We start from the raw sequence: 22214 nt of genomic DNA, 5'->3' as shown, positions 1-22214 counted from the left end.
TGAGCGTGCGGTGCGGGTGTTACCCGGCAGCATCACGTCTGTTTCGCGCGGGGAACTCTGCCCTCAGCGGGGCCGCCGGGTGAGTGTGAGGGTTCCGGGTGCCGGGCGGGGGCGGGCTGTGAGGGCGGGGTGCGGCGCGCCGGGAACCTCAGAAAGCGCTCAGGTACATGGACAGGGCATGTATCCCGTCCCTAGGGTCGCGATCATGCCCGACATATCGCTGACCATGATCGTCGTCCTCTGCCTCGCCGCCCTCGCGGCCGGCTGGATCGACGCCGTGGTCGGCGGCGGCGGGCTCCTGCTGCTCCCCGCGCTGCTGCTGGGACTGCCCTCGCACACGCCCGCCGCCTACGCGCTGGGCACCAACAAGGCGGTGGCGATCGTCGGCACGACGGGTGCGGCGGTCACCTACGCCCGCAAGACCCCGGTCGACGTCCGCCTGGCCGTCCGCATCGGCCTCGCGGCGCTGGCCGGATCGTCCGGCGGGGCCTTCCTCGCGGCCGGGATGAGCACCGAGGTCCTCAAGCCGGTGATCATGGTGGTGCTGATCACGGTCGGCGCCTTCGTGATCCTGCGCCCGGCCTTCGGCACCGCCCCGGCGACCGGCCCCGCCACCCGCCGTCAGATCCTCACCGCGATCGGCCTCGCGGGCGTGGGCATCGGCTTCTACGACGGACTCATCGGCCCCGGCACCGGCACCTTCCTCGTCCTGACCCTCACCGCGGTGCTCCATCTCGACCTGGTCGCCGCCTCCGCCACCGCCAAGATCGTCAACTGCTGCACCAACGCCGGCGCGCTCGCCACCTTCGCCTGGCAGGGCACGGTCCTGTGGCAGCTCGCCGCCCTGATGGCCCTCTTCAACCTGGCGGGCGGCACGCTCGGCGCGCACACGGCCCTGAAGAAGGGCAGCGGCTTCGTCCGGATCGTGCTGCTGACGGTGGTGTTCGCGCTGGTGGCGAACATGGCGTACGAGCAGTGGGTGGCCTGATCCAAGTGGAACGTCCTGGGGTCACCGGCTGCCGGTGAGGTGCGCGAAGACGACGACATTGCCCTGATAGCCGGTGGCGCGCGAGTAGCCCCCGCCGCAGGTGATCACCCGCAGCTCGGGGCGGCGGGCCGCGCCGTAGACCTTCTCGTCGGGGAAGTCCCGGGCGTCGTACACCTCGACGGCGTCGACCGTGAAGACGGCCGTGGAGCCGTCGCGCCGGTCCACCTCCACCGCGCTGCCCTTCTTCAGGGCGCCGAGGCGGTAGAAGACGGCGGGGCCCTCGGCGTTGTCGACATGGCCCGCGACGATCGCGGTGCCCTGCTCGCCCGGGGTGGTGCCGGACTCGTACCAGCCGGCGAGGTTCTCCCGCTCGGCGGGCGGGACGTCGAGGCTGCCGGACGGGGTGAGCCCGAGGCCCATGAGGGGGGCGTCGACCCGGATCGACGGGATGCGGACATGGTCCGGCGGGGAGGGCGGCAGTGCGGGCGCGGCGAACGGCTGCCGGTCGGCGGGGTCGGCGTGCGCCTGGGCGGCGGAGGGCTGCGGCGGGGCGTGCCCCTCGGCGCCGCTGTGCAGCAGCCAGGCACCGGAACAGAGGGCCACCGCCGTGACGGCCGCTATCGCGGTGTTGCTGTACCTGCGCACGCGAGCCTCCTGGACGGACCCTGTTCCCCCTCCGGGCCGCGAGGGGCGTCGGACCCGGAGGGGGAGGGGACATGCGGTACCGGCGGGACGGACAGCGGAGGGTGTCCGTCAGATCCCGTCGCCTCTCGCCCGGCGATGCAGGAGCCAGGTACCGCCCGCGGCGGCGACGGCGAGAGCCGCCACGCCGGCCGCGGTCTGCACGGGGTCGGGGCCGAGTGCGCCGCCGACCCCCGTCTTCACACTTCCTCGCGGATGCACCTGCCCGCGCTGCGAGGTCAGCGTCACCACCAGGTCGCCGGTCACCTTCGGCCCGCCCTCGGCGCAGGTCGCGGTGATCTCGTACGTCCCCGGCTGCGCGCTCGGCGGCACCCGGAACTGTCCGATCGCGTCCCGCTCATGGGTGCTGGGCGTCAGCGTGAACCGGCCCGCGCCCACCGCGCTGGCGTCGCCTGTCGCGGTACCGCCGTCCGCGCAGGCCGAGGTGTTCACGGTGACCTGTCCGCCCGGCACCACCGAGGAGGGACGGACCTCCAGGTTCGCGGCGCCCGCGCCGTACGCCGGTGCGCAGACCGGCCCGACAGCCGCGACGGCGAGCGCGCTCCCGGTCAGCAGACGGGCGGTACGGCGCATCGATGCTCCCTGGGGATCAGCGGTGGTCACTGCCCTTCAGAGGTAAGGGGCTGCGGGCCGGGGCCGCTTCCTGAGAGAGCGTCAGAATTGGGGTGAATGGGTGTCAGGAAGGCCGGTGGCGCGGCGCGTTTTGGCAGGTCAGGACCGCCCTGCGCGGGCGTCGGGCAAGTGGCTGCGCGGCGCGTGTGAACGGGTGACCCGATGCGGCGCTTGACCTCGACAAAGGTTGAGGTATCACGCTGTCGTCATGACTTCCGCCATGGAACCCCTGAACGTCACCGTCGTCATCGGCAGCAACCGCCACGGCCGCTTCGGCCCGGTCGTCGCCGACTGGATCCTGGAGCACGTGGAGCGCCGCGAGGACCTTGCGGCCGAGGTCGTGGACGTGGCCGGGATCGAACTGCCCACGTCCTTCGCCCGCACCGAGGAGGCGACCGCGGCCCTCGCCGACGTGAGCCCGAAGCTGGCCCGCGCTGACGCGTTCATCGTCCTGACCCCCGAGTACAACCACTCCTTCCCGGCGGGCCTGAAGAACCTCATCGATTGGCACTACGCGGAGTGGCGCGCCAAGCCCGTGGCTCTGATCTCCTACGGCGGCCTTGCGGGCGGTCTGCGCGCCGCCGAGCACCTTCGCCAGGTCTTCGCCGAACTCCATGCCGTCACCGTCCGCGACACCGTCTCCTTCCACAACGCCGGCGCCTCCTTCGACGACTCCGGCCGCCTGAAGGACCCCTCGGCCCCGGACGCGGCGGCGAAGACGATGCTGGACCAGCTGGAGTGGTGGGGGACGGCCCTGCGGGAGGCGAAGGAGAGGCGGCCGTACGGGAGTTGAACGGCCCCGTGGGCTACATCCCGCCCGCACTCCCGGGGTGCTCCGCGTCCCAGGCGGTCCGGGCCGCCGCGATGGCGGGTTTGTGATCGCGGGACCAGTCGGCAAGCCCGGAGATCACGGCCGAGAAGCCGCGGCCCATCGGCGTCAGGCGGTACTCGACCTGGGGCGGGAGGGTCGGATGCACAATCCGTTCGACCAGCCCGTCCCGGCCGAGCCGCTTCGTGGTCAGGGAGAGCATGCGCTGCGAGATACCGGGTATCGCACGCTCCAACTCGCCGTAGCGGCGGCTGCCCTTGGTGAGCTCCACGACCACCAGCACGGTCCACCGATCGCCCAGCCGGTCCAGCACATCGCGGATCCCGCAGTCGTCATCGCCACACGGCCCTTCCGGCAGAGCGCCGTTGGCCTGGGAACTTACGGCGGTGTTCGGGCCTGACACGAAAGTGCCTCCTTATGGAACCGCCGAACTCGGCGGATGCTCGGTGCTGTTCACAAGGGATCAACACAAGGGGCGCTCGAATGATTCTCGTGACCGGGGTCTCAGGAGGACTGGGCCGACTGGTGCTCCAGGGCCTGTCCGCGCTGTCCGCGCCGGGCGGGGCCGAGGTCGTGGCAGGCACCCGGGGCGGCGACGGAGCGACCGCGCGGCGCATCGACTTCGACGACCCGGGGAGCCTCGCGGAAGGCCTCACCGGGGTCGACGTCCTGGTGATGATCTCCGCCGGATACGCCGAGGACGACATCGTGCTGGCCCGCCACGGCGCGGTGGCCGACGCGGCGGCAGCGGCGGGCGTCCGCCACGTCATCTATACGAGCCTGGCCGCATCGGGCGAGCGCACCACCCTCGCCCTACCGCACCGCTGGACCGAGAACCGCCTGGCCCAGGGCCCGTACGACACGACGATCCTGCGCAACGGCCTGTACGCCGAACTCCTCGGCGGCCTCTCGACGGCGGCCGCCGGACCGGCCGCCGGGACCGGTGTCTTCTCGGCCGCGTACGGCACGGGCCGGATGTCGGTCGTGGCCAGGGAGGACCTCGCGGACATCACGGTACGAGTGGCGGCCGAGGCCGACGGCGCCCTGACCTCAGGGGGCCGCAGCCGCCACGCGGGCCGGACGTACGAACTGGAGGGCGTCACCGCGCTCGGCGGCGCCGACCTGGCCGACCTGCTGACCGAGCGGTACGGCAGACCGGTCGCGTACCGCCCCACCTCCCTCACCGACGCGCGCACCGCACTGGCGGGCCACGGCCTGGAGGACTACCAGATCACCCACACCCTGTCGCTGCTCTCCAACATGGCGGCGGGCTTCCTGGAGGCGAAGGTCTCCGACGTACCGGAGCTGCTGGGAAGGGCCGAGCCCCGCCCGGTGCGCGACCTGGTGACCGAGTCCGCCACGGCAGGCGGCTGAACTCACCCGCACTCCGCCAGCACTTCAGCCACGGCCCGCCGTCCCACCTCCGCCAGCACCGGGTTCATGCCGTTGCCGAAGGCGTCCCCGTAGTAGTGCTCGGCCATCAGGCCGAAGCACAGGGCCCACCCCCGTCCCCGTTCCCAGGTGACGTCGTCGAGCTCGGCGGCGGCGCGGAACGCCTCGCGGGCATCGGCGCCGAACACGGTCCACGCGGCCATCAGATCAGCTGCCGGATCCCCGGCACCGAGGCAGCCGAAGTCGATGACGGAGGTGAGCCGGCCGTCGACGGTGAGGAGATTGCCCGGCAGAAGATCACCGTGCAGCCAGACCGGCGCGCGGTCCCATCCCGGCAGCCCCAGCGTCTTCTCCCACACCTCGGTGGCCAGCACCGGATCGATCGTCCCGTCGGACCCGAGATCACGGATGGCGCCGCGCACGTAGTGATCGTGGTGTCCGGGCGGCGAGCCCCGATAGGACGGCGGCGCGCCGCTCGCGTCGGCCTGCCGCAGGGCCGCGACGAACCGCCCCAACTGCACGGCGGCCTCGGCGGGTCGGGCGAGCGGCGTGTCATGGGCGTTGGCCCCCTCCAGCCACTCGTACACCCCCCAGACCAGCGGATACCCGCCCCCCGGAGCCCCCACGGCCACCGGCACCGGCACGGACAACGGCAACTCCGGCGCCAGCCGGGGCAGCCACTGATGCTCCCGCTGGATCTGCCCCTCCCCACCGCGCAACCGGGGCATCCGCACGACGAGTTCGTCCCCGAGCCGGTACATCGCGTTGTCGGTCCCGGCCGACCGCACCGGCCGGACCCCCAGCCCCGCCCACTCCGGAAACCGCCGGGCAATCAGCCGCCGCACCAACTCCACGTCGATGTCGAGCTCATCGGGACGCATCTTGCGCGGCGAGGACGGCACAGCACTCCAATGTCGTGGGCGGCACGGGAGCGTAACCGGGGCTTGGGGGCGACTGCCATGGCTTTTGTGGTCGGCTCACGGTTGATATCTTCTTTTGGAAACGTATATACGACGGGAGGGTGTCATGTCCCGCACCGTGATCGACCTGGATGACGAAGCGCTCGCCGACGCCGCTCGTCATCTGGGCACGACGACGAAGAAGGACACGGTCAACGCTGCGCTCCGGGAGGTCGCGGACCGGCGGAAGCGTGCCGCCGCGGTGGAGCGGATGCGGCACATGGTCGCCGAGGGCGAGATCGACTTCTCGATCATCGAGGAACCGGCGGACGCGGCACGTGCTGATTCCGCGTCCCCGCGCGACGGGAAGCACGACGCGGCGTGAGCGAGGCCTTCCTCATCGATACCAGCGCCCTGATCCGGTTCTATCGCCGCCAGACGGGTCCGCAGTGGGACCAGCTCGTCGAGTCCGGCCTGGTGGGTCTCTGCGAACCCGTGCGGCAGGAGTTCCTGCGGGCCGTCGGCGGGCGCCCGGCGTACTACGAGGCGGACGGGCTGTTGCGCGAGACCTTTCCCCACCACGCGATGCGCGACCGTGCCTGGGAGGACACGGCCGCGCTGCAACAGGGGCTCGCCGATCGCGGCCGGCACCAGTGTGCGAGCCCCGTGGATCTCCTGGTGGCCGTGACCGCCCGGCATCACAAGCTCACCGTGCTGCACCAGGACTCCGACTTCGAGACCATCGCCCAGCTCACGGGGCAACCGGTGCGCCGCATCATCGACTGAGCTCAGCCCACGCCGACCGCGCGCCAAGCCGCAGCCACCGCCGCGTACTCCGAACTCCCCGCCCCGTACAGGTCCTTCGCCGCGCTCAGGGTCGCCGTGCGCGCGCCCGCGTAGTTCGTCGACGACGTCATGTAGACCGTCAGGGCCCGGTACCAGATCGCCCCCAGCTTGGCGCGGCCGATGCCCGTCACCGAGGAGCCGTCGCAGGTGGGGGAGTTGTGGGCCGTGCCGTTGATGGACTTCGCGCCGCTGCCCTCCGCCAGGAGGTAGGCGAAGTGGTTGCCGACGCCGGAGGAGTAGTGGACGTCCAGGTCGGCCGTCCCCGTGGTCCAGCAGTCGACCGAACTGCCGTCCTTGCTCGGCTTGTCCATGTGGCGCAGCGCGTCCCGCCCGAAGCCGTCCCGGACGATCTTCTCGCCGATCAGGTAGTCACCGGGGTCGGAGGCGTTCGCCGCGTGGAACTCGACCAGCGTGCCGAAGACGTCCGAGGTCGCCTCGTTCAGGCCCCCGGACTCACCCGAGTACGTCAGCGCCGCCGTCTTGGACGTCACCCCGTGCGACATCTCGTGCCCCGCCACATCCAGCGACACCAGCGGTCCGAGATTGGTCCCGTCCCCGTCGCCGTAGGTCATGCAGAAGCAACTGTCGTCCCAGAAGGCGTTGTTGTACCGCGTCCCGTAGTGCACCCGGTTGAACGACCCCTTGCCGTCGCCCGCGATGCCGTTACGGCCGTGCACGCCCTTGAAGTAGTCCCAGGTCATGTCGGTGCCGTACTGCGCGTCCACGGCGGCGGTCGCACGGTCGGTGGTCGCGCCCGTGCCCCAGTGGTTGTCGGCGTCCGTGAACACCGTCGACGGCGCCCGGGTGAGGCAGATGGTCCCGAGCAGGCACAGGTCGCTCTTGCCCGCCGCGTCACCCGTGTAAGTACCCCCGCGCGAGGCGTCCTTGAGCTGGTACGTGGATCCCGAGAGGGTGGTGTCCAGCGGGACCGTTCCGCTGTACAGCGACTTTCCGTCGCCGCCCACCGTCTCCAGGGTGTCCCACGCGTCGATCTGCGCTCCGGTGCGGGCATCGGTCAGCACCGTCCGCCCGACCGGGTTGCCGAGCGAGTCCCGGGCCACGACATTCGTTCGCCAGGCCAGCTTCGGCGCGCCGTGCAGGGCGTCCACGACCAGCTGGGGCTTGGCGGTGAGTTGACGGAGGGCCTCGCCGAGGTTGGTGGCGCGCAGGGCGTTCACGGCGAGGTCGGCGGCGCGGGTCGCGGGGAGCGCGGGGGTGACGCCGGCTGCCGGGGCCACGGATCCGCGAACGGCCCGCGAGGTGCTGCGGTACGTCCCGTCCTTCGCCAGATGGACCACGAAGTCACCGCCGAGCACCGGCAGTTGACGATACGTCCGGTCGTAGCGCACATGCTGCGTACCGTCCGCGTCCACGATCACGTCCCGGACCTTCGTCTCCTGCGCGGAGGTCAGGCCCAGGGCGGCCGCGTGGTCGGCCAGCGCGGCGGCGGCGTTCTCCACCGCGAGCGCCCGCGTCGGCTTGTTCGCGGCGCCGGCGCTCGGCGTGAGCGTCGCGGCGAGCAGCCCGGCGGCGGTGACGGCCACACCGGCGGTGGCGAGACGGGAACCTCGGATGTGCGGCCGTATCCGGCTCATGGATCTCCTCGGGAGAGCGCGTGGGGGGCGCCTGGGGACGGGGCGACGATCTTGTGCTGCGATTTAAGGGGCCATGACAGGTCGATGGCCAGAGCCGTCCCGTGGAGATGTGTGAGGGGACAGAATCGTTTCTGTGAGCCCTGTGACCCTTCCGTTCTTCGTCTACGGCACGCTGCGCCCCGGCGAGCCGAACCACGACGCCTTCCTGCGCGGCCGCGTCCTCATGGAGCAACCGGCGGTGTTCGGCGGGGGCGTGCTGTACGACGGTCCGGGCTATCCGTACGTCGTGGAGGAGCCGGGAGAGGTGGTGCGCGGTGAGCTGGTCACCCCGCGGCCCGAGGAGTACGGCGCGCTGCTCGCCGTACTGGACCGGCTGGAGGAGTACGCCCCGGGCGACCCGCGCAACCTCTACGAGCGGGTCGAACGAGAGGTGACCCGGGTCGCCGACGGGTCAGGCGTCCGCGCCTGGGTGTACGTCGCCGCACCCGCCGTCGCCGCCCGACTGCGGGCCCGGGGCACGCTCATCGAGGGCGGCGACTGGACGGCCCGCCGCTGATCAGCCCCGTACCGTCTCCACCCGCACCGCGCACGACTTGAACTCCGGCATCCGTGACGTCGGATCCAGCGCCGGGTTCGTCAGGGTGTTCGCGCGGCCCTCGCCCGGCCAGTGGAAGGGCATGAAGACCGTGTCGGGGCGGATGGAGTTCGTGATGCGGGCCGGGGCCACCGCCCGGCCGCGGCGGGAGACGACCGCGATCGGGTCGCCCTCGGCCGCCCCCAGCCGGGCCGCCAGCCGCGGATGCAGCTCCACGAAGGGCCCTGGCGCGGCGGCGTTCAGCTCGTCCACGCGGCGGGTCTGGGCGCCCGACTGGTACTGGGACACCACCCGTCCCGTCGTCAGCAGCACCGGGTACTCCTCGTCCGGCTCCTCCGCCGTGGCCCGGTGCGCGACCGGCGCGAACCGGGCCCGCCCGTCCGGCGTCGCGAACCGGTCGTGGAAGAGGCGCGGCGTCCCGGGGTGGACATCCTCGGCGGTGTCACCGTCCGCCGGGCACGGCCAGAACACCCCGTTCTCCTCCGCGAGCCTGCGGTAGGTGATCCCCGAGTAGTCGGCGACGCCGCCCGCGCTGGCCCGGCGCAGCTCCTCGAAGACCTCCTCCGCGTCCGTCGGGAAGCCCTTCTCCACGCCCAGCCGGTCGGCGAGTTCGTGCATGACCTCCAGGTCGCTGCGGACCCCCGAGGGCGGGGTGATCGCCTGCTTGCGCAGCAGCACCCGCCCCTCCAGGTTCGTCGTCGTGCCCGTCTCCTCCGCCCACTGCGTCACCGGCAGCACGACATCCGCCAGTGCCGCCGTCTCCGACAGCACCACGTCACAGACGGCGAGGAAATCAAGGGACCTGATCCGCTCCTCGATGTGCGCGGCACGCGGCGCCGACACCACCGGGTTGGAGGCCATCAGCAGCAGCGCCCGGATATCCGTACCGAGCGCGTCCAGCAGCTCGTACGCGCTGCGCCCCGGACCGGGCAGCGAGTCGGGGTCCACGCCCCACACCTCGGCCACGTGCTGCCGCGCCGCCGGGTCGTCCAGCTTGCGGTAGCCGGGCAACTGGTCGGCCTTCTGGCCGTGTTCGCGGCCGCCCTGGCCGTTGCCCTGCCCGGTGAGGCAGCCGTAGCCGGACAGCGGGCGGCCCGCGCGGCCGGTCGCCAGGCAGAGGTTGATCCAGGCGCCGACGGTGTCGGTGCCCTTGGACTGCTGCTCGGGTCCGCGGGCGGTCAGCACCATCGCCGACTCCGGCTCGCAGAACATCCGTACCGCCTCCCGGAGTTCGGGCACCGAAACGCCCGTGATCCGCTCGACGTACTCGGGCCAGTGCGCCAGCGCCTCCGCGCGGGCCTCCTCCCAGCCGGTCGTCCGCTCGCGGATGTACTCCTCGTCCGTGCGCCCCTCGGCGACGACCAGGTGCAGCATGCCCAGCGCCAGCGCCAGATCCGTCCCCGGCCGGGGCGCCAGATGCAGATCGGCCTGCTCGGCGGTCTTCGTGCGGCGCGGGTCGATGACGATGAGGGTGCCGCCGTTCTCCCGCAGCTCATTGAAGAACCGCAGCGAGGGCGGCATGGTCTCCGCGAGGTTGGAGCCGACGAGGATCACACAGCCCGACTTCGGGATGTCCTCCAGCGGGAACGGCAGCCCCCGGTCCAGGCCGAACGCCTTGATCCCGGCGGCCGCCGCCGAGGACATGCAGAACCGGCCGTTGTAGTCGATCTGCGAGGTGCCGAGCACCACGCGCGCGAACTTGCCGAGCGTGTACGCCTTCTCGTTGGTCAGACCGCCGCCGCCGAAGACCCCGCACGCGTCCGGGCCATGTTCCGTCCGCGTGCGGCTCAGCCCCTCGGCGATCCGGTCCAGCGCCTCCTCCCAGGAGGCGGGCACCAGCTCGCCCCCGGAGCGCACCAACGGCGAGGTCAGCCGGACGCTCGTCGAAAGGACCGCCGGCGCCGTCCGCCCCTTGCCGCACAGCGCACCCCGGTTCACCGGGAAGTCCGCCCGCTCGCTCACCTCGACCGTCCCGTCGGGGGCGGGCGTCAGATTCATCCCGCACTGCAGGGCGCAGTACGGACAGTGCGTGGGCGTGACGGTGTTCTGCATGCCCTCCAGCGTGCTTCGGCCGTGTTACGTGCCGATACGGCGGATTGTTACGCCGAGCGCACACCGACCTCCCCGCCGGGCCTCGCGATCGGTGAGGCACCGTTCACCGTCCGGCGGCGAGCGCCTCCGTCACCCCCGGCTCCCGCGGCCCGAGGAAGTGCGGATCCGGCTTGAACACGGCGTCCAGCGCCGCCTTCCCCGCCGCGAAGACCTCCCGGGTCCCCCCGTAGTACCAGGTGGAGTCATGCAGCTCATCGACGCCGACCCCGTACGACGTCACCCCCGCCGCCTCGCACAGGGCGACCGCCCGCCGGATGTGGAAGCCCTGGCTGATCAGTATGGCCTCGTCGACGCCGAAGATCTTCTTCGCGCGCACGCAGGAGTCCCAGGTGTCGAAGCCCGCGTAGTCGCTGACGATCCGCGCGTCGGGCACCCCGTGCCGGGTGAGATAGGCGCGCATCGCGTCCGGCTCGTCGTAGTCCTCCCGGCTGTTGTCGCCGGTGACCAGGACGACCTCGACCCGCCCCGCGCGGTACAGCTCCGCCGCCGCGTCCAGCCGGTGGGCGAGGTACGGCGACGGCTCGCCCTGCCACAGTCCCGCGCCGAAGACCACGGCCACATCGGTGCGGGGCGCGTCGGAAAGGGTGCGCAGCCGGTCCTGCGTGGACACGTACATCCAGGTCGACGGCAGCAGCGCCAGCACGCACGCCGCCATCAGCGCCTGCACGAGACGTCGCTGTCCGGTACGGGTACGGGGCAGGCGCGGGCGGCGGATCCTCATGCCCCGAAGGACGCCCAGAACCGGGTCCCGGTTGCGTGACCAAGGTCACTCCGAGGGTCGAAACCGCAGGTCACGCCGCCTCACAGCGACTGGGTCCCGCATCGTGAACCTGCGGAAAAAACCCGTGACGCCCATGCAACGGGGCGGCAACCTCCGCCCACCACCATCGGTTCATGACGGCGTCGCAAGCCCTTCACGACGAGTCCACGTCCCTCGACAGTACGGCGCATCTCATGAACCGGATCAGCAGCCAGCTCGCCAGCCAGCTCAGCCTCGTCGCGCTCGACGGCCGGCGCCGCCCCACCCCGCCCGCACTGGTGGTCGTGGCCCACGGCAGCCGGGACCCGCGCGCCCTGAGCACCGTGCACACCCTCCTGGACCGGGTCCGCGAACTGCGCCCCGGTCTCCCCGTCCACCTGGGCCACATCGAACTGAACGCCCCGCTGCTCCCGGACACGCTCGCCGCCCTGGACACGGACGAGGCCGTCCTGGTCCCGCTGCTCCTCAGCCGTGGCTACCACGTGAAGCGGGACATCCCCGAGATGGCGGCCGAGTCCGGCGTACGCGCCCGTGTGGCCAAGGCGCTGGGCCCGCACCCGCTCCTGGTGGAGGCCCTGTACGACCGTCTGATGGAGGCGGGCTGGGCCGACACCCCCGGCACGGCGGTCGTCCTGGCGGCGGCGGGCTCCCGCGACCCGGAGTCCAAGGTGGACGCGGGCCGCACGGCAGGCGCCCTGTCCGAGCGCCTGGGAGTCCCGGTCGTCCCGGCCTACGCGACGACGGCGGCCCCCAGGGTCTCCGACGCGGTCCAGGCCCTGACGGCGAGGGGCCACCACCGCATAGCGGTGGCGTCGTACTTCACGGCCCCGGGCCGCTTCGCGACCGAGTGCGCGGCGACGGCCCCCTGGATGGCATCGGCCCCCCTGGGCCCGCACCCGGCAATGGCCCGCCTGATCCTCCACCGCTACGACCAGTGCATGGCGACGAAGGGTGCGGCCACCTTCCTCAGGGGCGCGGGGAACTGCGCGGCCAGCCACCAACAAGCCGCACTCGCGACGTAACACAGCCAGGCGGACGATGGGGCGCCTACTGTCGATGCATGGCGCACGAGAACCACATCCCACCCCCCGGCTACGACCCGCCCTCCGTGGAACGCTGGTCCAAGGAACCGGACAAGCGCCCAGGGCGGACGGCGTTCCAGCGGGACCGGGCCCGAGTCCTCCACTCCTCGGCGCTGCGAAGACTCGCCGGAAAGACCCAGGTGGTCACCCCCGGCACCTACAGCCAGGCCTGGGACGCCAGCCCCCGCACCAGGCTCACCCACTCCCTGGAGTGCGCCCAAGTAGGCCGCGAACTCGGCGAGGCCCTCGGCTGCGACCCCGACCTGGTCGAAGCCGCCTGCCTCTCCCACGACCTCGGCCACCCCCCGTTCGGCCACAACGGCGAACAGGCACTGAACGAGTTCGCCAAGGACGTAGGCGGATTCGAGGGCAATGCCCAGTCCCTGAGGCTCCTCACCCGCATCGAGCCCAAGCGCTTCACCCCGGACGGCTCCGTCGGCCTCAACCTCACCCGAGCCGCCCTCGACGCGGCCACCAAGTACCCCTGGCCCCGCGGCGCCCACCCCACCGACCCCAAGTCCCCGAAGTTCGGCGTCTACGAGGACGACCGGCCGGTCTTCGACTGGGTCCGCAAGGGCGCCCCCGGCCCCCGCGCCACCTTCGAGGCCCAGGTCATGGACTGGTCCGACGATGTGGCGTATTCCGTGCACGACGTGGAGGACGGGCTGCACGCGGGCCACATCGACCCCAACCTCCTGCACGCCGAACCCGAACGCCAGGCCGTCTTCGCGGTGGCCGTCGGACGCTATGTCCCAGAGGACACCGACCCCGCCGAACTCGCCGAGGCCCTCGACCGGCTCCAGGAGGAAGCCTGGTGGCCGCACGGCTACGACGGCACCGCGGTCGCCCAGGCCCGGCTGAAGGACGCCACCAGCCAGCTCATCGGCCGCTTCTGCCTCGCCGCCGAGGCCGCCACCCGCGCCGCCCACGGCACCGGCCGGCTCACCCGCTACGGCGCCGAACTCGTCGTACCGCACGAGACCCGGCTGGAGTGCGCCGTACTGAAGGCCGTCGCCGACCGGTACGTCATGCAGCGGGCCGAGCAGGAGCGGCTGCGGGCCGATCAGCGGATCGTGGTGGCCGAACTGGCGGAGGCGCTCACCGCGCGGGCGCCGGAGGGGCTCGACCCGCAATTCCGGGCGCTGTTCGACGCGGCACCCGACGACCGGGCGCGCAAGCGGGTGATCGTGGACCAGATCGCGTCCCTCACGGACGCCTCCGCCCGTTCGCTTCACGTGCGGCTGACGGGGCACTCGTGAGCGCGTGGTGACAGGAGTGCAGTGAAACACGCCCGAATGTGACCCTCCGTGGCCTGATCGGGCCACTCCCTCTTCCCCCATCACACTCCGTGCGGGACGCTCCCATGTGGCGGCACCCTTACGAGGAGGCATCAAGTGGTCGACGCGGATCAGACATTCGTCATCGTCGGAGGCGGACTCGCCGGTGCGAAGGCGGCCGAGACGCTGCGGGCGGAGGGCTTCACAGGCCGCGTGATACTGATCAGCGACGAGCGTGACCATCCCTATGAGCGGCCGCCGCTCTCCAAGGGCTATCTGCTCGGCAAGGAGGAACGCGACAGCGTCTTCGTGCACGAGCCCGCCTGGTACGCGCAGAACGACATCGAACTCCACCTCGGCCAGACCGTCGACGCCATCGACCGCACGGCGAAGACGGTCCGCTTCGGGGAGGACGGCACGGTCGTCCACTACGACAAACTGCTGATCACGACCGGCGCCGAGCCCCGTCGGCTGGACATCCCGGGCACCGACCTCGCCGGCGTCCACCATCTGCGCCGGCTCGCCCACGCCGAGCGGCTCAAGGGCGTCCTGACCGCGCTCGGCCGGGACAACGGCCACCTGGTGATCGCCGGGGCCGGCTGGATCGGCCTGGAGGTCGCGGCGGCGGCCCGGGAGTACGGCGCCGAGGTCACCGTCGTCGAGCCGGGGCCGACCCCGCTGCACGGCGTCCTCGGCCCCGAACTGGGCGGGCTCTTCGGCGAGCTGCACCGGGAGCACGGGGTGCGGTTCCACTTCGGCCGGCGGCTGACGGAGATCGTCGGCCAGGACGGCATGGTGCTGGCCGCGCGCACCGACGACGGCGAGGAGCACCCCGCGCACGCCGTGCTGGCCGCGATCGGGGCGGCTCCCCGCATCGGCCTCGCGGAGGCGGCGGGTCTTGAGATCGCCGACCGCGAGGGCGGCCGGGGCGTCGTGGTCGACGAACAACTGCGCACCTCCGACCCCGACGTCTACGCCGCCGGTGACGTCGCCTCCTTCCCGCACGCCCTTTTCGGCACCCGGCTGCGCGTGGAGCACTGGGCCAACGCCCTGAACGGCGGCCCGGCCGCGGCCCGCGCCATGCTCGGCCGGGACGCCGTCTACGACCGCGTGCCCTACTTCTTCTCCGACCAGTACGACTTGGGGATGGAGTACTCCGGCTGGGCGCCCGCCGGCTCCTACGACGAAGTGGTGATCCGGGGGGACGCCGGGAAGCGGGAGTTCATCGCGTTCTGGCTGAAGGAGGGCCGGGTGCTGGCCGGGATGAACGTGAACGTGTGGGACGTCACAGACCCCGTCCAGCGGTTGATCCGGTCGAGGGCACAGGTGAACGCGGAGGCGCTGGCGGACCCGCACGTAGCGCTGGAAAGCCTCATCCCTTAGCCGCCAGGAGCGTCCAGGAGTGTCAGTCCACCACCGTGCTGCAATTCCCGGGGGCAACCCCCGGACCCCCGGCCGGGGCCGGTCACCTTGCCCCAGGAGTGTCAGATCTGCCCCGTAGAATCACCTCGTGGCAGGACGGATCAACGACGAGGACGTGAAGGCGGTACGGGACGCGGTCCCGATCGACGCCGTGGTCTCCGAGTACCTCCAGTTGCGCAACGCCGGGGGCGGAAACCTCAAGGGGCTGTGCCCCTTCCACGACGAGAAGTCGCCGTCCTTCCAGGTCAGCCCGAGCAAGGGGCTCTTCCACTGCTTCGGCTGCCAGGAGGGCGGCGACACCCTCACGTTCGTGATGAAGGTCGACCACCTGTCCTTCTCCGAGGCGGTCGAGCGGCTCGCCGCCCAGGCCGGCATCACGCTGCGCTACGAGGAGGGCGGCTACAACCCCGCCCACCAGCGCGGCGAGCGGATCCGGCTGGTCGAGGCCCACAAGATCGCCGCCGACTGGTACGCCGAGCAGCTCGCCGTCAGCCCCGAGGCCGACACCGGCCGGGTCTTCCTCGCCGAGCGCGGCTTCGACCAGGCGGCCGCCGTCCACTTCGGCGTCGGCTACAGCCCGCAGGGGTGGGACCACCTCACCCGCTTCCTGCGCGGCAAGGGCTTCACCGACAAGGAACTGATCCTCTCCGGCCTCTCCCAGGAGGGCCGCCGCGGTCCCATCGACCGCTTCCGCGGCCGCCTGATGTGGCCGATCCGCGACATCGGCGGCGACGTCGTCGGCTTCGGCGCCCGCAAGCTGTACGAGGCCGACAACGGCCCCAAGTACCTCAACACCCCCGACACGGCGATCTACAAGAAGAGCCAGGTCCTGTACGGCATCGACCTCGCCAAGAAGGACATCGCCAAGGCGTCCCGCGCGGTCGTCGTCGAGGGCTACACGGATGTCATGGCCTGCCATCTCGCGGGCGTGACCACCGCCATCGCCACCTGCGGCACCGCCTTCGGCGGCGACCACATCAAGATCCTGCGCCGGCTGCTGATGGACAACGGCTCGGCCCGCGTGATCTTCACCTTCGACGGTGACGCGGCCGGGCAGAAGGCGGCCCTGCGCGCCTTCGAGGACGACCAGAAGTTCGCCGCCGAGACCTACATCGCCATCGCGCCCGACGGCATGGACCCCTGCGAGCTGCGCCTGGCCAAGGGCGACGAGGCCGTCGCCGAACTGGCCGAACCCCGCACCCCGCTCTTCGAGTTCGCCCTCCGCCAGATCGTCGTGCGCTACGACCTGGACACCCCGGCGGGCCGCGCCTCCGCCCTCGACGAGGCCGCCCCGATCGTCGCCCGCATCAAGAACAGCGGCGCCCAGCACGAGGTCGCCGTCCAGCTCGCCGGGATGCTCGGCATCCTCGACACCCAGTTCGTGGTCAAGCGGGTCGCCCAGCTGGCCCGGTGGGCCCGCGACCGCGGCGGCAAGGGCCCGGCCCCGGCCCGCGGCCCGCAGCAGCCGTACGACGCCGCCCCTCGGCCTTCCGCGGCCGGACCGGCGCTCAATCTGCGCAACCCCGTCTACGCCACCGAGCGCGAGCTGCTCAAGCTCGCCCTCCAGCGCCCCGAACTGGTCTCCCCGGCCTTCGACGCGTACGGCATCGACGAGTTCACCGCCGTCCCCTACGCCGCCGTACGCCTGGCCGTGATGGAGGCGGGCGGCGCCGAGTACGGCGTCCGGGACGGGCAGGAGTATCTGCTCCGGGTCCGGGACGCCGCCCCCGACGACGCGGTCCGCGCGATGGTCACCGAGCTGGCCGTCGAGGCGATCATGCGCCGCACCGTGGACGAGAACTACGCGGGCGAACAGCTCGTCACCGTCCGCCGCCGTGCCGTCGAACGCCGCATCCGGGACATCCAGTCCCAGATGACCCGACTCTCCGCGGGCGGAGATCCGGCCCAACTCGCCGCTACACAGAACGAACTCTGGGTACTCCAGCAGTACGACCAGGCCCTGCGGGAGCGCGGAGCCGCAGCTCTGTAGCCTGCCGGGCCCGGCGCGGTCACCACGCGGTCACGGACCGGACGCAAAAAGTCACCGCACGCCCCTCGTGGCGGCGATGTGTCGTACTCCACACTGGGTTCCGGTGCCTGAGTCCTCGGAGCGCGGCCGACCCGTCCCCCACGGGTCCCACACCCCCGCGATTCCGCTCATCGCGTACGGGACGGACAGCGGCGAGGCCGCCGACTCCGCCCTCGAAGCCGCGCTGCCGCACACCTCAGCAGCGATCATCCTGGAGGTCGCCCCCGTGCAGACCCAGACCCTCACCCAGACCGAGAAAAGTACGGACGGCACGGAACCGGACGCCGAGTCCGACGTTCTCGTCGCGGTGCCCCCACAGAACCGTGCCGCGCACCACCCCGAGACGGAGCCGGAGACCCAGCCCGACACTCCGGCCGTCCTCGAGGAACCGCCCGAGCCGGTGCGCGCCCCGCGTGCCGACACCGGCGGGCCGTCCTCGGACCTGTTCCGCCAGTACCTGCGGGAGATCGGCCGGATCCCCCTGCTCACCGCCGCGGAGGAGGTCGAACTCGCCCGCCGGGTCGAGGCCGGGCTGTTCGCCGAGGAGAAGCTGAGCAGCACCCCCGACCTGGACAGCGAGTTGGCGCTGGACCTGGACCGGCTGGTGGTCATGGGCCGGATGGCCAAGCGCCGCCTGATCGAGGCGAACCTCAGGCTGGTCGTCTCCGTGGCCAAGCGGTACGTGGGCCGCGGTCTGACCATGCTGGACCTGGTCCAGGAGGGCAACCTCGGCCTGATCCGCGCCGTCGAGAAGTTCGACTACGCCCGCGGCTACAAGTTCTCCACCTACGCCACCTGGTGGATCCGCCAGGCCATGTCCCGGGCGCTGGCCGACCAGGCCCGCACGATCCGCGTCCCGGTCCATGTCGTGGAGCTGATCAACCGGGTCGTCCGTGTCCAGCGCCGGATGCTCCAGGAGCGCGGCTACGAGCCGACCCCGGAGGAGGTGGCCGCCCATCTCGACCTCCCGCCGGAGCGCGTCAGCGAGGTCCTGCGGCTGGCCCAGGAACCGGTCTCCCTGCACGCCCCGGTGGGCGAGGAGGACGACGTGGCCCTGGGCGACCTGATCGAGGACGGCGACGCCGCCAGCCCCGTCGAATCGGCGGCCTTCCTGCTCCTTCGCGAGCACCTGGAGGCCGTGCTCTCCACCCTCGGCGAACGCGAGCGCAAGGTCGTCCAGCTCCGCTACGGCCTGGCCGACGGCCGCCCCCGCACGCTGGAGGAGATAGGCCGCATCTTCGGCGTGACCAGGGAACGCATCCGCCAGATCGAGTCCAAGACCCTGAACAAACTGAGGGACCACGCTTTCGCGGACCAGCTGCGGGGCTACCTGGACTAGCAGGGGGGCCGCCTGACGGCGGCCCCCGCGGTACCTAGTCGACCTCGGCCACCGCCTCCGCGAACTGCGCCTTGTACAGCCGCGCATACGCCCCGTCGGCGTCCAGCAGCTCACCGTGCGCGCCCTGCTCCACGATCGAGCCGTTCTCCATCACGAGGATCGTGTCGGCGTCCCGGATGGTCGACAGACGATGCGCGATGACGAACGACGTCCGCCCGTGCGCGAGCTTCGCCATCGCCTTCTGGATCAGCACCTCGGTCCGGGTGTCGACCGAGGACGTCGCCTCGTCCAGCACCAGGATCACCGGATCCGACAGGAACGCGCGGGCGATGGTGATCAGCTGCTTCTCACCGGCACTGACCCCGGAACCCTCGTCGTCGATCACCGTGTCGTAGCCGTCGGGAAGCGTACGGATGAACCGGTCCGCGTGAGCCGCCCGCGCCGCCTCCTCGATCTCGCCCCGGGTGACCTCACGCGCCGCGCCGTACGCGATGTTCTCCGCGATCGTGCCGCCGAACAGCCACGTGTCCTGGAGCACCATGCCGATCCCGGCGCGCAGCTCGTCCCGGGACATCGTCGCGACGTCCACCCCGTCCAGCGTGATCCGCCCGCCGGAGACCTCGTAGAACCGCATCAGCAGGTTGACCAGCGTGGTCTTCCCGGCGCCGGTCGGGCCGACGATCGCGACCGTCTGGCCGGGCTCCACCGTCAGCGAGAGGTCCTCGATGAGCGGCTTGTCGGGGTCGTAGCGGAAGGACACCCGCTCCAGGGCCACCCGCCCGCGCAGCTCCTCCGGCCGCACCCCGGGCACGGGGTCCGCCGACTGCTCCTCCGCGTCGAGGAGCTCGAAGATCCGCTCGGCGGAGGCGACCCCGGACTGCACCAGGTTCGCCATGGACGCCACCTGCGTCAGCGGCATGGAGAACTGCCGTGAGTACTGGATGAAGGCCTGGACGTCACCGATGGACAGCGACCCCGACGCGACCCGCAGACCGCCCACCACGGCCACCAGGATGTAGTTGATGTTCGACACGAACATCATCAGCGGCTGCATGACGCCGCTGTTGAACTGCGCCTTGAACCCGGCCTCGTACAGCGCCTCGTTCTGCTCGGCGAACTGCTCGGCCGACTCCTCCTGCCGCCCGAACACCTTCACCAGGGTGTGCCCCGTGTACATCTCCTCCACATGTGCGTTCAGCTTGCCCGTGGAGCGCCACTGCTGGACGAAGTGCGGCTGCGACCGCTTGCCGACCCGGGTGGCGACGACGAACGACACGGGCACCGTCACCAGCGCCACGAGCGCCAGGATCCACGACACCCAGAACATCATCGCGAGCACCCCGATGATGGTGAGCACCGAGTTGATGAGCTGGCCCATCGACTGCTGGAGCGTCTGCCCGATGTTGTCGATGTCGTTGGTGGCCCGGGAGAGGACCTCGCCGCGCTGCCGCTTGTCGAAGTAGGACAGCGGCAGCCGCGACAGCTTGGTCTGCATGTCCTCCCGCAGCCGGTACATCGTCCGGTTCACGGCCCGGTTCACCAGCCGCGTCGCCACCGCCATCAGCAGACCCGCCACGGTGAACACGGCGAGCGCCAGCAGCAGCACATGCCCGACGGCGGTGAAGTCGATCCCCTCGCCGGGCGTGAAGTCGGTGGAGCGGAGCATGTCGGCGACGTCACCGTCGCCCCGGTCCCGCATGCCCTCCAGGACCTGTTCCTTGGTCGCCCCGGGTTCCATCTCGCGGCCGACGATGCCCGCGAAGACCAGGTCGGTGGCCTTGCCGAGGATCTTCGGTCCGATGACCGACAGACCCACGCTGAGCACGACACAGAGCAGCAGCACATAGATGGTGAGCCGCTCCGGCTTGAACCGGGCGACCAGCCGCCGGCCCGACACCTTGAAGTCCAGCGAGCGGTGCTCCGGGCCGGTGCCGGCCATCATCCGCCCCATCGGCCCGGCCATCAGGCGGCCTCCGCTTCCGTCAGCTGGGAGAGCACGATCTCCCGGTACGTCTCGTTGTCCGCCATCAGCTCCTGATGGCGCCCGGTGCCGACGACCCGCCCCTCGTCGAGGACGACGATCCGGTCGGCGTCCCGGATGGTCGCCACCCGCTGGGCGACGATCACCACGGTCGCCTCGGCGGTCTCCTGGGACAGCGCGGCGCGCAGGGCCGCGTCGGTGGCGTAGTCGAGCGCGGAGAAGGAGTCGTCGAAGAGATAGATCTCCGGCCGCTGCACGAGGGTGCGGGCGATGGCGAGCCGCTGCCGCTGGCCGCCGGAGACATTGGTGCCGCCCTGCGCGATCGGCGAGTCGAGCCCGTTCTCCAGGCCCCGCACGAACTCCTCGGCCTGCGCGACCCCGAGTGCGTGCCACAGCTCCTCGTCGGTGGCGTCCGGATTGCCGTAGCGAAGGTTCGTCGCCACCGTCCCGGCGAACAGATACGGCTTCTGCGGCACCAGGCCGACCGTCCTGGCCAGCACCTTCGGGTCGATGCCCGCCACGTCCTCGCCGTCCACCAGCACCCGGCCGTCGGTCGCGTCGAAGAGCCGGGGGACCAGGCCCAGCAGGGTGGACTTGCCGCTGCCGGTCGAGCCGATCACGGCCGTGGTCTCGCCGGGCAGCGCCATCAGGTCGATGCCCTTGAGCACCGGCTCCTCGGCACCCGGGTAGCGGAAGCCCGCACCGCGGATCTCCAGCTGCCCGTGCCGGCGCAGCTCCAGCACCGGCGCCTTCGGCGGCACCACGCTGGACTCGGTGTCGAGCACCTCCTGGATCCGCTCGGCGCACACCTCGGCGCGCGGCACCATCATGAACATGAAGGTGGCCATCATCACGGACATCACGATCTGCATCAGATAGGCGAGGAACGCCGTCAGATCACCGATCTGCATGCCGCCGCTGTCGATGCGATGGGCGCCGAACCACACCACCGCGATCGACGACACGTTCACCACGGTCATCACGATCGGGAACATCAGGGCGAGCAGATTGCCGGTGCCCAGCGACATCGCGGTGAGGTCGGTGTTGGCCTTGCGGAACCGCTGCTGCTCGTACTCGTCGCGGACGAAGGCGCGGATCACGCGGTTGCCGGTGATCTGCTCGCGCAGCACCCGGTTCACCGTGTCCAGGCGCTCCTGCATGGACCGGAACAGCGGCCGCAGCCGCCGCACGATCAGGGTCACGCAGATGCCCAGCACCGGCACCACGGCGACCAGTACCGCCGACAGCGGCACATCGAGGCCGAGGGCCAGCACGATCCCGCCGACGCACATGATCGGCGCCGACACCATCAGCGTGAACGTCATCAGGGCCAGCATCTGGACCTGCTGCACGTCATTGGTGGTCCGGGTGATCAGCGAGGGCGCGCCGAAGTGGCCGACCTCACGCGCGGAGAAGGACTGCACCCGGTCGAAGACGGCGGCGCGCATGTCCCGGCCCAGCGCCGCGGCGGTCCGGGCGCCGTAGTACACGGCCCCGATGTTGCACACGACCTGAGCCAGCGAGATGCCGATCATCAGGGCGCCGTATCTGAGGATGTAGCCGGTGTCTCCGTGGACGACACCGTTGTCGATGATGTCCGCGTTGAGGGTCGGCAGGTAGAGCGTGGCGCAGGTCTGCAGGAACTGGAGCAGCACCAGCAGGGCGATGGGTTTTCGGTAGGGCCTGAGGTAGGTCCGCAGGAGTCGTATGAGCACGCTGTGTCTCTCGGAGTCGGCGGCGGGGCGGTTGGTTGC

Annotated in this window: 20 protein-coding genes; 11 read left to right on the top strand and 9 right to left on the bottom strand. The window is 71.4% G+C overall.

Features of this window, described 5'->3' with window-relative positions:
- Nucleotides 1–205: 205 nt before the first annotated feature.
- Entirely contained in the window at nt 206–988 is a 783-nt protein-coding gene (locus STRCI_RS13720) for a sulfite exporter TauE/SafE family protein (protein ID WP_269659207.1), read from the top strand.
- Between the two features lie 21 nt (nt 989–1009).
- Here STRCI_RS13720 and STRCI_RS13715 read toward each other — a convergent pair whose 3' ends face one another.
- Both STRCI_RS13715 and STRCI_RS13710 read right to left on the bottom strand, forming a co-directional pair.
- Complete coding sequence (locus STRCI_RS13715) at nt 1010–1633, bottom strand: class F sortase (protein ID WP_269659206.1); 624 nt, start codon at nt 1631–1633, stop codon at nt 1010–1012.
- 108 nt (nt 1634–1741) lie between these two features.
- Nucleotides 1742–2263 carry a hypothetical protein gene (locus tag STRCI_RS13710; protein ID WP_269659205.1) on the bottom strand — a complete coding sequence of 174 codons (522 nt, stop codon included), beginning with the start codon at nt 2261–2263 and terminating at the stop codon, nt 1742–1744.
- A 247-nt stretch (nt 2264–2510) separates the two neighbouring features.
- On the opposite strand from STRCI_RS13710, the gene STRCI_RS13705 reads away from it, so the two are divergent.
- Nucleotides 2511–3095, top strand: coding sequence for an NADPH-dependent FMN reductase (locus STRCI_RS13705; protein ID WP_269659204.1), 585 nt, complete (start codon nt 2511–2513; stop codon nt 3093–3095).
- Nucleotides 3096–3108: 13 nt separating this feature from the next.
- On the opposite strand, the gene STRCI_RS13700 is transcribed toward STRCI_RS13705, so the two are convergent.
- The gene (locus STRCI_RS13700; protein ID WP_269659203.1) at nt 3109–3534 is read right to left on the bottom strand and encodes a winged helix-turn-helix transcriptional regulator; all 426 of its coding nucleotides are present in this window, start codon (nt 3532–3534) and stop codon (nt 3109–3111) included.
- 80 nt (nt 3535–3614) lie between these two features.
- On the opposite strand from STRCI_RS13700, the gene STRCI_RS13695 reads away from it, so the two are divergent.
- Nucleotides 3615–4505 (top strand): NmrA family NAD(P)-binding protein, encoded by an 891-nt coding sequence (locus tag STRCI_RS13695; protein ID WP_269659202.1) that lies wholly within the window; start codon nt 3615–3617, stop codon nt 4503–4505.
- 2 nt (nt 4506–4507) lie between these two features.
- On the opposite strand, the gene STRCI_RS13690 is transcribed toward STRCI_RS13695, so the two are convergent.
- Nucleotides 4508–5404, bottom strand: a complete 897-nt coding sequence (locus STRCI_RS13690; RefSeq protein WP_269659201.1) for an aminoglycoside phosphotransferase family protein — start codon at nt 5402–5404, stop codon at nt 4508–4510.
- A gap of 145 nt (nt 5405–5549) precedes the next feature.
- On the opposite strand from STRCI_RS13690, the gene STRCI_RS13685 reads away from it, so the two are divergent.
- Both STRCI_RS13685 and STRCI_RS13680 read left to right on the top strand, forming a co-directional pair.
- On the top strand, nt 5550–5807 hold the full coding sequence (locus STRCI_RS13685) for a type II toxin-antitoxin system VapB family antitoxin (RefSeq protein WP_269659200.1): 258 nt from the start codon (nt 5550–5552) through the stop codon (nt 5805–5807).
- Complete coding sequence (locus STRCI_RS13680; RefSeq protein ID WP_269659199.1) at nt 5804–6208, top strand: PIN domain nuclease; 405 nt, start codon at nt 5804–5806, stop codon at nt 6206–6208. Before STRCI_RS13685 ends, STRCI_RS13680 begins: the two co-directional genes overlap by 4 nt.
- A 2-nt stretch (nt 6209–6210) precedes the next feature.
- Here the strand turns inward: STRCI_RS13680 and STRCI_RS13675 are convergent, their stop codons facing one another.
- Nucleotides 6211–7863, bottom strand: coding sequence for a M4 family metallopeptidase (locus STRCI_RS13675; protein ID WP_269659198.1), 1653 nt, complete (start codon nt 7861–7863; stop codon nt 6211–6213).
- A 142-nt stretch (nt 7864–8005) separates the two neighbouring features.
- On the opposite strand from STRCI_RS13675, the gene STRCI_RS13670 reads away from it, so the two are divergent.
- Nucleotides 8006–8419, top strand: coding sequence for a gamma-glutamylcyclotransferase family protein (locus STRCI_RS13670; protein ID WP_269664545.1), 414 nt, complete (start codon nt 8006–8008; stop codon nt 8417–8419).
- On the opposite strand, the gene STRCI_RS13665 is transcribed toward STRCI_RS13670, so the two are convergent.
- Both STRCI_RS13665 and STRCI_RS13660 read right to left on the bottom strand, forming a co-directional pair.
- Nucleotides 8420–10510, bottom strand: a complete 2091-nt coding sequence (locus STRCI_RS13665) for a molybdopterin oxidoreductase family protein (RefSeq protein ID WP_269659197.1) — start codon at nt 10508–10510, stop codon at nt 8420–8422. It abuts the gene before it with no gap.
- A 103-nt stretch (nt 10511–10613) separates the two neighbouring features.
- Nucleotides 10614–11291: a SanA/YdcF family protein gene (locus tag STRCI_RS13660; RefSeq protein WP_269659196.1), complete on the bottom strand. Its 678-nt coding sequence runs from the start codon at nt 11289–11291 to the stop codon at nt 10614–10616.
- A gap of 173 nt (nt 11292–11464) precedes the next feature.
- Between STRCI_RS13660 and STRCI_RS13655 the strand changes: the two genes are divergently transcribed.
- The 5 genes from STRCI_RS13655 (at nt 11465) to STRCI_RS13635 (ending at nt 18479) form a co-directional block, all read left to right on the top strand.
- The gene (locus STRCI_RS13655) at nt 11465–12352 is read left to right on the top strand and encodes a sirohydrochlorin chelatase (protein WP_269659195.1); all 888 of its coding nucleotides are present in this window, start codon (nt 11465–11467) and stop codon (nt 12350–12352) included.
- 38 nt (nt 12353–12390) lie between these two features.
- Nucleotides 12391–13671, top strand: a complete 1281-nt coding sequence (locus tag STRCI_RS13650) for a deoxyguanosinetriphosphate triphosphohydrolase (protein WP_269659194.1) — start codon at nt 12391–12393, stop codon at nt 13669–13671.
- Between the two features lie 135 nt (nt 13672–13806).
- The gene (locus STRCI_RS13645; protein ID WP_269659193.1) at nt 13807–15072 is read left to right on the top strand and encodes an NAD(P)/FAD-dependent oxidoreductase; all 1266 of its coding nucleotides are present in this window, start codon (nt 13807–13809) and stop codon (nt 15070–15072) included.
- Nucleotides 15073–15199: 127 nt separating this feature from the next.
- Nucleotides 15200–17101 carry a DNA primase gene (gene dnaG / locus STRCI_RS13640; protein WP_269659192.1) on the top strand — a complete coding sequence of 634 codons (1902 nt, stop codon included), beginning with the start codon at nt 15200–15202 and terminating at the stop codon, nt 17099–17101.
- A gap of 103 nt (nt 17102–17204) precedes the next feature.
- Nucleotides 17205–18479 carry an RNA polymerase sigma factor gene (locus tag STRCI_RS13635; RefSeq protein ID WP_269659191.1) on the top strand — a complete coding sequence of 425 codons (1275 nt, stop codon included), beginning with the start codon at nt 17205–17207 and terminating at the stop codon, nt 18477–18479.
- A 34-nt stretch (nt 18480–18513) separates the two neighbouring features.
- On the opposite strand, the gene STRCI_RS13630 is transcribed toward STRCI_RS13635, so the two are convergent.
- Nucleotides 18514–20442 carry an ABC transporter ATP-binding protein gene (locus tag STRCI_RS13630; RefSeq protein WP_269659190.1) on the bottom strand — a complete coding sequence of 643 codons (1929 nt, stop codon included), beginning with the start codon at nt 20440–20442 and terminating at the stop codon, nt 18514–18516.
- Complete coding sequence (locus tag STRCI_RS13625; RefSeq protein WP_269659189.1) at nt 20442–22175, bottom strand: ABC transporter ATP-binding protein; 1734 nt, start codon at nt 22173–22175, stop codon at nt 20442–20444. Before STRCI_RS13625 ends, STRCI_RS13630 begins: the two co-directional genes overlap by 1 nt.
- Between the last annotated feature and the right edge of the window lie 39 nt (nt 22176–22214).

Source organism: Streptomyces cinnabarinus, assembly GCF_027270315.1.
GTDB lineage: Bacteria > Actinomycetota > Actinomycetes > Streptomycetales > Streptomycetaceae > Streptomyces > Streptomyces cinnabarinus.
Note: the sequence above shows the minus strand (reverse complement) of the source record. Positions and strands in the feature narration are given on the sequence as shown.